At 66.9% G+C, this 13,809-nt stretch carries 12 protein-coding genes; 6 read left to right on the top strand and 6 right to left on the bottom strand.

Annotated elements, in window-relative coordinates; all coding sequences use genetic code 11:
- The first annotated feature begins 46 nt into the window (after window positions 1–46).
- Window positions 47–2,131: a penicillin-binding protein 1C gene (gene pbpC, locus HZY97_RS16505; RefSeq protein ID WP_218943140.1), complete on the top strand. Its 2,085-nt coding sequence runs from the start codon at window positions 47–49 to the stop codon at window positions 2,129–2,131.
- A gap of 178 nt (window positions 2,132–2,309) precedes the next feature.
- On the opposite strand, the gene HZY97_RS16500 is transcribed toward pbpC, so the two are convergent.
- A complete protein-coding gene (locus HZY97_RS16500) occupies window positions 2,310–2,792 on the bottom strand; it encodes an outer membrane protein assembly factor BamE (RefSeq protein WP_180146257.1) in 483 nt (160 codons plus the stop codon).
- 133 nt (window positions 2,793–2,925) lie between these two features.
- Here HZY97_RS16500 and HZY97_RS16495 point away from each other — a divergent pair, with 133 nt between their 5' ends.
- Together HZY97_RS16495 and HZY97_RS16490 are read left to right on the top strand one after the other, a co-directional pair.
- Window positions 2,926–3,435 (top strand): ubiquinol-cytochrome C chaperone family protein, encoded by a 510-nt coding sequence (locus HZY97_RS16495; protein ID WP_180146254.1) that lies wholly within the window; start codon window positions 2,926–2,928, stop codon window positions 3,433–3,435.
- A complete protein-coding gene (locus HZY97_RS16490) occupies window positions 3,432–3,983 on the top strand; it encodes a DUF177 domain-containing protein (protein WP_180146252.1) in 552 nt (183 codons plus the stop codon). Before HZY97_RS16495 ends, HZY97_RS16490 begins: the two co-directional genes overlap by 4 nt.
- A gap of 10 nt (window positions 3,984–3,993) precedes the next feature.
- Here HZY97_RS16490 and HZY97_RS16485 read toward each other — a convergent pair whose 3' ends face one another.
- Together HZY97_RS16485 and HZY97_RS16480 are read right to left on the bottom strand one after the other, a co-directional pair.
- The gene (locus HZY97_RS16485) at window positions 3,994–4,473 is read right to left on the bottom strand and encodes a hypothetical protein (protein ID WP_180146249.1); all 480 of its coding nucleotides are present in this window, start codon (window positions 4,471–4,473) and stop codon (window positions 3,994–3,996) included.
- Between the two features lie 44 nt (window positions 4,474–4,517).
- Window positions 4,518–5,174 (bottom strand): TetR/AcrR family transcriptional regulator, encoded by a 657-nt coding sequence (locus HZY97_RS16480; protein WP_180146246.1) that lies wholly within the window; start codon window positions 5,172–5,174, stop codon window positions 4,518–4,520.
- A 112-nt stretch (window positions 5,175–5,286) separates the two neighbouring features.
- On the opposite strand from HZY97_RS16480, the gene HZY97_RS16475 reads away from it, so the two are divergent.
- Together HZY97_RS16475 and HZY97_RS16470 are read left to right on the top strand one after the other, a co-directional pair.
- Window positions 5,287–7,635: a TonB-dependent receptor gene (locus tag HZY97_RS16475; protein WP_180146244.1), complete on the top strand. Its 2,349-nt coding sequence runs from the start codon at window positions 5,287–5,289 to the stop codon at window positions 7,633–7,635.
- A 75-nt stretch (window positions 7,636–7,710) separates the two neighbouring features.
- Window positions 7,711–8,979, top strand: coding sequence for an MFS transporter (locus HZY97_RS16470; RefSeq protein WP_180146241.1), 1,269 nt, complete (start codon window positions 7,711–7,713; stop codon window positions 8,977–8,979).
- 135 nt (window positions 8,980–9,114) lie between these two features.
- Here HZY97_RS16470 and HZY97_RS16465 read toward each other — a convergent pair whose 3' ends face one another.
- The gene (locus tag HZY97_RS16465) at window positions 9,115–10,686 is read right to left on the bottom strand and encodes a peptide chain release factor 3 (RefSeq protein ID WP_180146239.1); all 1,572 of its coding nucleotides are present in this window, start codon (window positions 10,684–10,686) and stop codon (window positions 9,115–9,117) included.
- 17 nt (window positions 10,687–10,703) lie between these two features.
- Window positions 10,704–11,570: an aldose 1-epimerase family protein gene (locus HZY97_RS16460; protein WP_180146236.1), complete on the bottom strand. Its 867-nt coding sequence runs from the start codon at window positions 11,568–11,570 to the stop codon at window positions 10,704–10,706.
- 97 nt (window positions 11,571–11,667) lie between these two features.
- On the opposite strand from HZY97_RS16460, the gene HZY97_RS16455 reads away from it, so the two are divergent.
- A complete protein-coding gene (locus tag HZY97_RS16455) occupies window positions 11,668–12,960 on the top strand; it encodes an acetamidase/formamidase family protein (protein WP_180146233.1) in 1,293 nt (430 codons plus the stop codon).
- On the opposite strand, the gene HZY97_RS16450 is transcribed toward HZY97_RS16455, so the two are convergent.
- Window positions 12,957–13,691 carry an SDR family NAD(P)-dependent oxidoreductase gene (locus HZY97_RS16450; RefSeq protein ID WP_180146230.1) on the bottom strand — a complete coding sequence of 245 codons (735 nt, stop codon included), beginning with the start codon at window positions 13,689–13,691 and terminating at the stop codon, window positions 12,957–12,959. The two genes, HZY97_RS16455 and HZY97_RS16450, sit on opposite strands and share 4 nt — an antisense overlap.
- Between the last annotated feature and the right edge of the window lie 118 nt (window positions 13,692–13,809).

Here is a 13,809-nt window from a genome sequence, read left to right as displayed (position 1 = left end):
AAAGGGCTGGCGCGGCGTCATCACCCCGCCGCGCGTCGTCGGCACGCTGCTCGCCTTGGTCTTCGCCTTCACGGCAAGCTTCTGGTGGGTAACGCTCCCCCCCGCGCTGCCCGATTACGGCGCCGTCCGCGCCGGGTGGCATCCGTCCGAAGCCTGGCTCTACGACCGGCACGGGGTGCTGATCGATTCGAGCCGCGTCGATTATCAGGCCCGCCGCCTCGCCTGGACACCGCTCAAGGATATTTCCCCGGTCGCGCGCGACATCCTCGTTGCCGCCGAGGACCGGCGCTTCCGCGACCATGGCGGCGTCGACTGGATGGCGCTGACCGGCGCCGCGCGCGACCGGATCGAAGGCAAGCGCGGCCGCGGCGCCTCGACGCTGTCGATGCAGGTCGCGGCCTATCTCGCCCCCGACCTCTCCGCGCCGGGCAGCCGGGGGTTCCGCGACAAGCTGCGCCAGATGCGCGCGGCGTGGAGCCTCGAATCGCGCTGGTCGAAGGACCAGATCCTCGAAGCCTATCTCAACCTCGCCGGTTTCCGCGGCGAGGCGCAGGGCATCGGTGCCGCCGCGCTCGGCCTGTTCGGCAAGACGCCCGCGACACTGACCCGCGACGATGCGCTGCTGCTCGCCGCGCTGCTGCCCGATCCCCGCGCCAACAGCTTCGAAGTCGCGCGCCGCGCCTGCGCCTTGAGCCGCGAGACCGACTGCACGCGCTTTGCCGGCGCCGCCGCGTCGATGCTCGGCCCGGCGCGCAGCCTTGCGCTCGATCCGGGGCTCGCGCCGCATCTCTCCGCCGAACTGCTCACCAAGCCCGGCGCGAAGATCACCACGACGCTCGACGCCGGCATCCAGCGCGCCGCGATCACGGCGCTCAAACGCCAGCTCCAGGGACTGGGTGGCAGCCGGGCGCGTGACGGCGCGGTGGTGGTGGTCGATAATGCCTCGGGCGACGTGCTCGCCTATGTCGGCGGCATCGGCGGCGAGAGCACTGCGCCCGCGGTCGACGGCGCGTCCTCCTATCGCCAGGCGGGGTCGACGCTGAAGCCCTTCCTCTACGCGATGGGCATCGAGAAGGGCTATCTCACCGCAGCCTCGATCCTCGACGATTCGCCCGTCCAGCTCGACACCGCCTCGGGCCTTTATGTCCCGCAAAATTACGACAAGGCGTTCAAGGGGCCGGTCTCGGCACGCATCGCGCTGGCGGGGTCGCTCAACGTGCCCGCGGTGCGCACGCTGCTGCTGACCGGGGTCGATGCCTTTCGCGACCGGCTATGGGACACCGGCTATCGCGGGCTGGTCGAGGACGGCCAATATTATGGCTATTCGCTCGCGCTCGGCTCGGCCGAAGTGACGCTGATGGAGCAGGTCGATGCCTATCGCAGCCTCGCGCTCGAAGGCCGCTGGTCGCCGCTGCGCCTGACAATGGACGCGGCCACCGACACCCCGCGCCGCACCACCAGCCCCCAGGCCGCGTGGATCGTCGCCGACATGCTCGCCGACCCGAATGCCCGCGCCGGCACCTTCGGCGTCGATTCGGCGCTGCGCCTGCCCTTCTGGGCGGCGGTGAAGACCGGCACCTCCAAGGCGATGCGCGACAATTGGTGCATCGGCTTCACCGACCGGTTCACCGTCGGCGTGTGGGTCGGCAATCTCGAGGGCGATCCTATGCGCGCCGTCTCGGGCACCAGCGGCGCGGCGCCGGTGTGGCGCGACGTGATGCTAGCGCTCAACGAAAGCGATCCCGGCAAGGCGCCGCCGCGCCCCGACGGCATCGAGGAGCGCCAGATCCGCTTCGCTGCCGGCATGGAACAGCCGCGCCGCGAATATTTCCTCAAGGGCACCGGGCTCGACCGCGTCGCCTTCGCGCCGCCTGAATCGCGCCGGCCGCGCATCACCAATCCAGTCGGCGGCAGCGTCTATGCGCTCGACCCGGATATCCCGGTGGACAATCAGCGCCTCGCGATTTCGGTGTCCGGCCAGGCGCTTGGCCACCGGCTGATCCTCGACAAGCGCGACCTCGGCACTGCCGATTCGCGGCCCCTGATTCTGGCGCCGCCGGGCAAGCATCGCCTCGCTCTGGTCGACCTCGACGGCAAGGTGATCGACCAGGTGCTGTTCACCATAAGATAGTCGTCAAAATGGGGACTGTTGAGGGAGCGAAACGCTAGATCACGCGTTCATGCCGCGGTCCCTTCTACCCCTTTCGGGACCGTGCCCAACGGCACCGGCCGCGCTGCCTAAGAACAGCGCGGCCGAAGCCATTATTTCTAAATGAAAAGCCGAAGCGAGCGTTCAGCCGGCCCCGATACTAGGGGCCGTTGCCGCCCGCGCCACCGCCCGGTCCGCCGGCACCCGGCGCACCCACGGTGCCGATATTGCCGAACAGATCCTCGAAGAAGCCGCGCTTGTGACCCAGCGTCGGCGTGGTCTTGCCGTACGGATCGACCGACGCGATCAGCTCCTTGCCCATCCGGTCGACCGCGACGACGTTGCCGGTCGCATCGAAGCGGACGCGCAGCGTGGTCTGGTCGCGCGGCTTCAGGCTCTGATAGCCAAGGTTCGAGCTCTGGCGCGAGACATAATACCACTCGCCTTCGTTGAACTGGCTGGTGAAGGTCGGGCGGCCCAGCGTCTGCAGCACCGATTCGCGCGTATCGATGCCCGGCTGCACCGAATCGACGAGCTCCTTGTCGATGATATAGCCCTGGTGCGTGCGCACGGGCACGCAGGCAGAGGTGCCAAGCGCGGCTGCCAGCAGGGCGGCGCCAAGCGCGCGGGCGGGAATCGGCATTAAGGTCTCCAGGCAAACGCGTACTGGCGCCCCGACGCGTTGCTTGCATTGCATCGCGGGCCATTCGCCTCAATATGCGGCAAAATGCGGCCAAACAAGGTCGCGCTCCATATTGCAGGACCCGAACCGGCACATGCGCTTGCTCCAGCGGCTTTTCCAGACCCCCGATCGCGGCACCGCGCCGCTCCTCTATGCCGCGATCGTCGCGCGCGGACGCGAGCCGCACTGGTATGAAGCGGGCGCCGTGCCCGACACGATCGACGGCCGGTTCGACATGATCGCCGCGGTGATGAGCCTCGTTCTGCTCCGCCTCGAACAGGCATCCGAAGCGATACCGTTCAGCACCCAGCTCACCGAAGTGTTCATCGACGACATGGACGGGCAGCTCCGCCAGATCGGCATCGGCGACATCGTAGTGGGCAAGCATGTCGGCAAGATGATGGGGATGCTCGGCGGCCGGCTCGGCGCCTATCGCGATGGTTTGGCGGCGGGCACGCTGGGCGAGGCGCTGGTCCGCAACCTCTATCGGGGCGACGCACCGGCGCCCGAAGCGCTTGCGCACGTCGAGACCGCGCTGCGCGCGCAGCACGCGCGCCTGGCCGACACTTCGGTCGATACGCTGCTCGCGGGAGCGCTGGCATGATCCAGAGCGAATTCAACCGCCCACAGCGGCTCGACACGATCGGCGCCGGCGAGAATCAGGTCCAGGTCGAGGCCGAGCCCGGCGAGCGCACCGCGCTGGCGGCGCGCTTCGGGCTGAAGGCGATCGACGGCCTCAAGGCGAACTATGCCATCCGCCGCGATGCCCGCGGCATCATCGCCACCGGCCATCTCTCGGCCAGGGTCACTCAGGCCTGCGTGATCACCGACGATCCCGTGCCCGCCGTGATCGAAGAGGATTTCGCCATCCGCTTCCTCCCCGAGGAGGAAGGCGATGGCGGCGACGACGAGACCGAGCTGAGCGAGGACGAATGCGATATCGTCTTCTATTCGGGCAGCGCGATCGATCTGGGCGAAGCAGCGGCGGAATCGCTGGCGCTGGCGCTCGACCCCTATCCGCGCAGCCCGCGCGCCGAAGCCGCGCTCAAGGATGCCGGGGTGATCAGCGAGGAAGAGGCGAAGCGCCAGGCCGAGGAAAGCGGCCCGTTCGGCGGGTTGGCGGGGCTTCGGGACAAGCTCGGCGGCAACTGAGCGCCCGCCCTCAGGCGTGTCCCACCACGTGCAGGTGCGGCGCCCGGCTGTTGATGAACACTTCCTCGCGCGCGACCGGCGACCAGGGCAGCCAGCGGAACCAGGTATAGACGGTGCGCCACATGGCATCCTCGCCCGATCCCTCGGCGCGCTGAAGCAACGTCTTGTACGGCCGCTTCGCCTTGGGCCAGTAGAACAAGTGCAGCCGCACCTCGCCGTTCACCAGCCCGGCGAGCATCTCGATGAATTTCGCCTCCGCCTCGGCATCCGAATCGAGATAATAGTCCGCGGAGAATAACGGGCTCTGGATCGTCAGCGTGTCGCGCGCCCAGATCAGCCGCAGCGCGATGCGCAGCCCATATTGCACCGGCAGTTCGAGCTCGAGATAGTCCGGCCCCGCATCGGCGCCGCGCACGCGCAGCCCGTGGCGCTCGGCAAGCACCGTGAACAGCGCCCTTGCCCGCGCCGCATGCCAATCGCTGAAGTCCATCCGCCCTTGATGGGGCTCCGCAGGCCGCGCCGCAATGGCGGGCGCTATTTCCCGGTGCCGATCCCGCGCGCGAGCATCGTCGCGACCGTCTCGGCGATCGCCTCGGGATTCACGTCCTCCTGCCACACGCTGTAGCGCAGGCCGAGGAACACGTTCATTCCCATGATCGCCCAGGCGTGGATCTCGTTGACGTCGTCGCGCACTTCACCTCGCCCCGCCGCGGCCTGGAGCCGCTTGGCGATGCGATCGGCGGTGGTCGCATAGTGCATGCGGAAGCTCTCGGGATCGACGAACTCGGCCTCGTCGATGATCCGGTAGATCTCCTTGTGCTCGCGCGCGAAGCGGATGAAGGCGAGCAAAGCCGCCTGCTCCGCCGCGATCTGGCCGCCGGTGGCGCCCTTGATCGCCGGGGCGACATGCTCGCGCACCTGCTCGCTCATGTCGCGCACCAGCGCGCGGAATACTTCGTCCTTCGAATCGAAATAGGTGTAGAAGCTGCCCAGCGCGACGCCGGCACGGCGGGTGATCCCGCTGACAGAGCCTTCGTGAAAGCCCTTCTCGCCAAACTCCTCGGCCGCCGCATCGAGGATCAGGCGCAGCGTGCGGCGCCCACGCGCAGTGCGCGGTTCCTTGCCCGCGCTGGCCGCGTCGCTTCCCTGCAGGTCCGATGCTGTGGCGTTCATGCCACGGACTCTAGCCATTGCATCTCCCCCTGTCGATCCAAGTTGAAACTTGGTTCAGGTTTCAGTATAGCCTCGGGCAACAACGTGCAACCCGCGACAAATGACGGGTTCGAGGAGAGGGGATAACTGCATGTCACGCCTGAATTCCGCCCGTGCGATTCTGTTCGCAGGCGCTGCCTTCACTGCACTCACCGTCGCCCCCGCCTTCGCGCAGGAAGCCGCACCGGCGGCGCCCGAGGCGCAGGACGCCGCGCTCGGCGACAATGGCGAGATCGTCGTCACTGCACGCCGTCGCGAAGAGAAGCTGCTCGACGTGCCGACCGCGGTCACCGCGCTCACTTCGGCGCAGCTCGAACAGGCCGGCGCCGTCGACCTGACCGACCTGCAGATCGCTTCTCCCAACACCACGCTCAAGGACGCGCGCGGCACCAACTCGACGCTGGCGGCCTTCATCCGCGGCGTCGGCCAGCAGGATCCGGTACCCGGCTTCGAGGCCGGCATCGGCATCTATCTCGACGACGTCTATCTCAACCGCCCCCAGGCCTCGGTGCTCGACATCTATGATGTGGAGCGGATCGAAGTGCTGCGCGGGCCGCAGGGCACGCTCTACGGCCGCAACACGATCGGCGGCGCGGTGAAGTACGTCACCAAGAAGCTCGACGACAAGCCGACCCTGTCGGTGAAGGGCAATTACGGCTCGTACAACCAGACAGACCTGATCGTCAGCGCCTCCACGCCGATCGGCTCGATGCTCAAGTTCGGCATCTCGGGCGCGCGGCTTACGCGCGACGGCTTCGGCGAGAACAAGAATCTCCACATCGATAACTACAACAAGAACGTCTGGGCCGGCCGCGCCACGCTCGAGTTCGAGACGCCCGACGAGAAGATGTCGGTGCGCATCACCGGCGACTACACCCATGACAAGTCGAACGCGCGCAACGGCCACCGGCTGTTCGCCGGCCTGCTGACCGGCTCGCCTTCGCTGCCCAATGTCTATGATACCAATGCCGGGCTCGCGAACCCGAAGAACGATGTCGAGGCCGGCGGCATCTCGATGACGATCAACGCCGAGGTCAGCGACCTGATCACGCTGCGCAGCATCAGCGCCTATCGCGAGGATACTTCGTACACGCCGATCGACTTCGATTCGACGCCCTCGGTCGATGTCGACGTGCCGGCCTATTACAAGAACAACCAGACCAGCCAGGAATTCCAGGCGCTGATCCACAGCGACAAGCTGAACGGCATCATCGGCTATTATTATCTGGGCGCGAAGGCGACGACCGGCTTCGGCGTGCTGCTCTCGACCACGCTGGCCGGGTTCAACGCCTATACCGCCGGCGATGTGCGCACCGAGACCAGCTCGATCTACGGCGATTTCACCTATGACATCACGCCGCAGCTCAGCCTCACGCTTGGCGGCCGCTACACCTGGGATCAGCGCAAGAGCTATGTCTTCAAGGCCAGCTATCTCGGCCTGACCCCGGATTTCGGCGGCACCCCGATCCCGGTCGGCGCACCCTCCACCGATTTCCGCGGCACCGCCAATTTCAAGCGCTTCACCCCGCGCGCCACGCTCAGCTTCAAGCCGAGCGCGGACCATATGGTCTATGCGTCCTATTCGGAAGGCTTCAAGGGCGGCGGCTTCGATCCGCGCGGTTCGGGCACCTCGGCGCCGATCAGCAGTCCGGCGGCGGGCCGCACCTATCAGGACATCTACAACTATCTCTCCTTCGATCCGGAGACGGTGAAGAGCTATGAGATCGGCTGGAAGGGCGCTGCGTTCGACCGCCGCCTGACCTGGGCGCTCGACGGCTTCTATTCGGACTATTCCAACGTCCAGATCCCGGGTTCGGTCGGCTGCCTTATCGGCGCGGTGCAGAGCTTCTGCGGCATCACCACCAATGCCGCCAAGGCCGATATCAAGGGCGTCGAGCTCGAGACCACCGCGACGCTGGCACGCGGCTTTGCCGGGCCCGGCTCGAATATCTTCTTCCAGGGCGCGGTCGGCTATATCGACGCCAAGTATAAGCGCTTCATCGGCCCGACCGGCGTCGATGTCTCGGCGGTGCGCGTGTTCCAGAACACGCCGGACTGGACGCTGGCCGGCACGCTCGGTGCCACGCTGCCGGTGGCCGGCGGCGACCTTTCGGCGACCAGCACGCTGTCCTATCGCGGCCTGACCCATCAGTTCGAGACGGCAAGCCCGTTCCTCGATCAGCCGGGCTACACGCTGCTCGACGCGCACCTCGTCTACACGTTCGGCGACGGGCGCTATTCGATCGGCATCCACGGCAAGAACCTGACCGACCAGCGCTACAAGACCGCCGGATACCAGTATATCAACGCGACGATCGCCGGCGTACCGATCCTGACGCCGACCGGCGGCTACACGCCGACCCTGGGCAAGGAAGGTGTCGCGACGGCCTTTTACGGCAATCCGCGCCAGATCTTTGGATCGTTCAGCGTCAAATTCTGAGTACGCTGCACTGCACCTAAATTTTGGAGCCGGGCGTCGCTTGACGTCCGGCTCTTTTGATGTCGAGGTATGGTCATGAACGCTTCCGCTGCAAACCCCGCCAGCCGTCCCGGCTACCGTGGCGTCGTGCTGGCCATGCTGCTGCTGGTCTACACGTTCAACTTCCTCGACCGGCAGATTCTCGGCATTCTCGCCAAGCCGATCATGGAGGACCTGCATCTCACCCGCACCGAGTTCGGCGCGATCGGCGGGCTCGCCTTCGCCTTGCTCTATTCGGTGCTCGCGGTGCCGCTGGCCTATCTCGCGGACAGGACCAGCCGATCGGGCGTGATCGCCGCGTCGCTGGCGGTGTGGAGCCTGTTCACCGGCCTGTGCGGCATCGCCACCGGCTATTGGCAGCTCTTCCTGTTCCGCCTCGGAGTCGGTGTCGGCGAGGCGGGCGGCGTCGCACCGTCCTATGCCGTGATCTCGGACTATTTCCCGCCCGAGCGCCGCGCTCGCGCGCTCGCCATCTATTCGCTCGGCATCCCGATCGGGCTCGCCCTCGGCACTTTGCTCGGCGCCTATATCGCCGCCCTGGTCGACTGGCGCGCGGCGTTCATCACCATGGGCGTGCTCGGCGTCGCGATCGCGCCGATTTTCCGCTGGGTGGTCCGCGACGTGCCGCGTGCGCCGGTAGTGAAGAGCGACGTCCCGCCGGTTCCGGTCAGCGCCGTCTTCGGCATCCTCGCGCGCAAGCCCGCCTTCTGGCTGCTCGCCTTCGGCGCCGCATGCAGTTCGCTGTGCGGCTATGGCCTGGCGCTGTGGGTCCCCTCGGTGCTGATGAGCAACTTCAACTTCGACCTGATCACCACCGGCCAGTTCATGGGCTCGCTGCTGCTGATCGGCGGTACGGCGGGCGTGTTCGCCGGGGGCTGGTTCGCCGATCGGCTCGGCAAGGGCGACCGCGCCTGGTATGCGTGGCTGCCCGCTATCGCCTGGCTGATCACGGCGCCGCTGTTCGCACTCGGCCTGCTCACCACGGATCCGCGCCTCGCCTGGGCGCTGCTGCTGATCCCCAACGGGCTCAACATCCTGTGGCTCGGCCCGGTGACCACCGCCGTGCAGCACATGGTGCCGCAGCAGATGCGCGCCACTGCCTCGGCCAGCTTCCTGCTGATCAACAATCTGATCGGCCTGGGCGTCGGCCCGCTGCTGATGGGCTTCCTCTCCGAGGAGCTGAAATCGAGCTACGGCACCGAGGCACTGCGCTATGGCGCAGTGTTCTGCATGGGCTTCTACGTGCTCGCCGGCGTGCTCGCGCTCCTCGCCGCGCGGCATGTCCGCAAGGGCTGGGTCGACTAGAGCTCCGGCAAATTACGTACGCGGCGGATTCCGTAGTCGCGATGCAACGATATTTGCACGATTACGCAGGCGTTCCGAGGATGGGTCTTGCGGAACTTTGGAGGCCGGGCGGGAAACTGCCCGGCCTCTTCGCGCCTAGCGCTCGCGTGTCGCCGCGAACTTCACCTTCGAATAGCGATCGGCGATATAGCCGACCTCCCAGTTCGATTTGGCCATGAACACCGGGTTGCCGTCACGGTCCTTGGCCATCGCGCCGCGGTTGAGCGAAACGAACTCTTCCAGATCCTTGGGATTCTCCGCGCTGATCCAGCGTGCCGTCTCGAACGGCGCCATCTCCAGCCCCGCCGCGACCTTATATTCGGCATCGAGCCGGCTGAGCAGCACGTCGAGCTGCAGCTGCCCGACCACGCCGATCACCCAGTTCGACCCGATCTCGGGATAGAAGACCTGAGTCACACCTTCCTCGGCCATGTCGTCCAGCGCCTTGCGCAGCTGCTTGGTCTTGGTCGGATCCTTGAGCACCACGCGGCGCAGGATTTCGGGCGCGAAGTTCGGCAGCCCGGTGAAGCGCACATCGGCCTTCTCGCTCAGCGTATCGCCGACGCGCAGCACGCCGTGGTTCGGGATGCCGATGATGTCGCCGGGGAAGGCCTCGTCCGCGAGCTCGCGCTCGCGCGCAAAGAACAGGATCGGCGAGTGGATCGCGATCGGCTTGCCATGCCCGGTCGGCGTGAGCTTCATGCCGCGCTTGAAGGTGCCCGAGACCAGCCGCATGAACGCGATGCGGTCGCGGTGATTGGGATCCATGTTCGCCTGGACCTTGAACACGAAGCCGGTGACTTGCCCCGCATCGGGCGAGACCGGCGCCGGCTCGGCGGGCAGCGCGTGCGGCGGCGGTGCGTGCGTCGCGATCGCCTCGATCAGCGAGTCGACGCCGAATTCCTTGAGCGCCGATCCGAAATAGACCGGGGTCAGATCGCCATGGCGATAGGCTTCGCCGTCGAACGCGGGGTAACCGGCCTGCGCCAGCTCGACATCCTCGCGCAGCTTGGCGAGGTTCTCGGCGGAGATTATGTCGTCGAGCTGCGGATCGTCGAGGCCGCTGGTCTGGATTACCTTGCCATGGAATTCTCGGCTGTCGCCCTCGGGCAGCAGCAGGCGATTGGTGGCGAGGTCGAAGATCCCCTCGAACGTGCCGCCCATGCCCACCGGCCAGGTCATCGGGCACACGTCGAGCGCGAGGAGATCGGCGATCTCGTCGAGCGTCTCGAACACGTGCCGGCCTTCGCGGTCGACCTTGTTGACGAAGGTGATGATCGGCACGTTCCTGAGGCGGCAAACCTCGAACAGCTTGCGCGTCTGGCTCTCGATGCCCTTGGCGACGTCGATCACCATCACCGCGGAATCGACCGCGGTCAGCGTGCGATAGGTGTCTTCCGAGAAGTCCTCGTGGCCCGGCGTGTCGAGCAGGTTGAAGGTGATGCCGTTCCGCTCGAAGGTCATCACCGAGCTGGTCACCGAGATGCCGCGCTGCTGCTCGATCTTCATCCAGTCCGAACGTGCGCGCCGCGCCTGGCCGCGCGCCTTCACTTCGCCGGCGAGATGGATCGCGCCGCCGAACAGCAGCAGCTTCTCGGTCAGCGTGGTCTTGCCGGCGTCAGGATGGGAGATGATCGCAAAGGTGCGGCGGTCGGAGGGGGAAGACATCGCGGCCCCCTAGCCGCTTAGGGCCGCAATGTCACTCGCATCACGAAGCTGCGCGCTTCGCCCGGTTCGAAGCGCAGGATCCCCGGCTTGTCCCAGATCTCGCCGGTAAAGCCGTGCGGGTCGGCGATGCCGTGCCACGGCTCGATGCAAAGGAAGCGCGCGCCCGGCTTGGTCCAGATGCCGAGCATCGGCGTGTCGGGAAATTCGATGAGCAATTGCGCGCCCTGCTCGGGGCCATAGACCAGCGACCGGCTGACCAGTTCGTCCCATACCAAAGCATCGCGCGCGAACAGCGCATCGTCGAGTTCGAGCTTCCGCCCGTCGAGCGGGCTCGGCCAGCGCTCCGCCGCGATCGTCCCGCCGAGCACGATTGCCGCCAGCGACGCGGGCTCGTCATGCGCGAACTCGATCCGGTGTGCGGACCGCGGCGCGCCATAGGGCAGCGGCCAGGCAAAGGCCGGGTGGAAGCCGAAGCTCGCCGGCATCGGCCGCGTATCGCGATTGGTGACGGTGATCGTCATCACCAACGTCGCGCCTTCCAGCACGAACGCTGCCTCGAGCGCAAAGGCGAAGGGATAGACGGCGCGCGTCTCGTCATTGTCGGTCAGCAGGAAGCGCGCGCGATCGGGCAGCTTTTCGGTGAGCAGGAACATCTGCTTCCGCGCAAAGCCATGCTGGGGCAACGAATAGCTCTGGCCGTCAACGCGATAGCTATCCTCGTTCAGCTTGCCGACGATCGGGAAGAGTAACGGTGCGCGGCCCGACCAGAAGGCGGGGTCCGCATCGGTCATCAGCTCGCGACCGTCGCCGTCCTTGAGCGAGGAGAGCTCGGCCCCGAAGGGATTGATGGCGGCGCTCAGCTGCCCGGAAGCGATCTCGATCATATGCCCGGATTAGAGCCCCGCTCCCTGTACGGCAATGTCGCGTTCCTCTAAGCGGGCTGGTAGGGCTACAAATGTAGCGCCGCAAAAGGGGAAACGAATGCGCCTGCTCAGCCTGCTCGCCTTGCTGTTCGCCACGCCGGCGCTCGCGCAGGAGGCGCATATCGAGCACTGGGTCCTTGCGACGGACATGTGGGGCACCAACGCCTGGTCGACGCTCGATATAACCCGTACCGGCGACACGCTGACGGGCACGCTCGACGGCGATCCGCTCGAGGGCACCGTGCGCGGCAAGGCGATCCGCTTCACCGCCAGGGACAGCAAGGGTACCGTCTATGGCTATGCCGGCGCGCTCGCCGGCGAGGCAATGGCAGGCGACGCCGACATGCCCGATTCCAATCACGCCGGCGTCCGCATCGCGCACCGCTTCACTGCGCGCCGCCTGCCCGAGCGCCCGGCCGGCGGCCCGAAGACCTGGGACTATGCGCCCACCAGCTTCTCCAACCTGTTCAGCGCCGATCGCGCACCGGTGCTGACGATCTGGCCGGGCGACAGCGTGCGGACCAGCACGATCGATTCGGGCGGCGTCGACGACAAGGATGTGACGCGCGCGCTGTTCGGCAATCCGCAGACCGGCCCCTTCTTCATCGCCGGCGCCGCGCCGGGCGACACGCTGGCGGTACACATTGTCCGCCTGACCCCCAATCGCGACTGGGCGGACAGCCTCGACACGATCGTTGGCCGCGCGCTCGGCGGGCCGTTCGTCGCCCAGGCCGGCGAGCTCGGCAAACCGGTGCGCTGGACGCTCGACCGCGAAAAGGGCGTCGCGCGCCCGGCCAAGGCGGAGGGCGGGCTGAAGGACTATGCCGTGCTGCTGCGCCCGATGCTTGGCGGGCTCGGCGTGGCGCCCGGCTTCGGCTCCGCCCCGCTCTCGACCGGAGACACGGCGCGTACCGGCGGCAACATGGACTTCCCCGAAGTGGTCGCGGGCAACACCGTTTACCTGCCCGTCCAGCAGCCCGGCGCGCTTCTCTATCTCGGCGATGCGCATGCGCTGCAGGGCGATGGCGAGACCTCGCAATATGCGCTCGAGACGTCGATGGACGTCGAATTCCGCGTCGAGTTGATCAAGGGCCGCCCGATCGGCAGCCCCCGCGTCGAATCACCGACCGAGCTGATGGTGCTGGGGCAAGCCGGCTCGCTCGATGAAGCGCTCAAGGCGGCAAGCGCCGGCCTCACCGCCTGGCTCCAGCGCGACTATGGCCTGACGCTCTCCGAAACCGCGCAGGTGCTCGGCACGGCGATGCGCTACAGCGTGCCCAATCTCGCCGGGCGCAGCGTCGGTGTCGCAGCGCGGATCGACAAGAAGCTGTTGCCGCCGCGCAGGGACTAGCCCTCGCGGTGCACCGCGAAGCCCTGCCAGCTCTGGTTGACCGGCATCAGCTCGATCGTGTTGATGTTGAGGTGCGGCGGCAGCGTCGCGACCCAGAGGATCGTCTCGGCGATGTCCTCGCCGGTCATCGGGTTCACCCCGCCATAAAGCTTGTCCGAGGTTTCCTGGCTGCCGGTGCGCACCAGCGTGAACTCGGTCTCGACCATGCCCGGCTCGATCGACGTGACGCGCACCCCGGTGCCGTGCAGGTCGGCGCGGAGATCCAGGCTCAGCTGGCGGACGAACGCCTTGGTCGCGGCGTACACGTTGCCGCCCGGATAGGGATAGGTCGCCGCCACCGAGGACAGGTTGATGATCGCGCCCTTGCGCGCGATCAGCTGGGGCAGCAGCTTGTGGGTGATCGAGACCAGCGAAGTGATGTTGGTGTCGATCATCGTCTTCCAGTTGGAGAGCGAGGCCTGCTGCGCCGGCTCAAGCCCGAGCGCGAGCCCGGCATTGTTCACCAGCAGATCGATGTCGCGAAAGGCCTCGGGCAGGCTGTCCAGCGCCGCGTCACGCGCCGCTTCGTCGCGGATATCGAATTCGAGTGTGTGGACATTGTCGCGCTTTAGCTTCTCGAGCCGATCCGCCCGCCGTCCGGTGGCGACGACGTTCCAGCCCGAATCGGCAAAGGCATGGACACAGGCCTCGCCAATCCCTGCGGTTGCGCCGGTGATGAGTGCGGTGGGCATGTCCTTCGATCCTCCGAACCGTCACCCCGGCCTTGTGCCGGGGACCACTACGCCGCGAGCTTCAACCTCACGACTCAAGCTTCGCCCTTGCCTCCCAGTGGACCCCGGCACAAGGCCG

It is taken from the genome of Sphingomonas sp. R-74633 (assembly GCF_013416555.1).
Lineage (GTDB): Bacteria > Pseudomonadota > Alphaproteobacteria > Sphingomonadales > Sphingomonadaceae > Sphingomonas.
The sequence above is the reverse complement of the archived record's forward strand: the minus strand, read 5'-3'. Positions and strand labels throughout refer to the sequence as shown.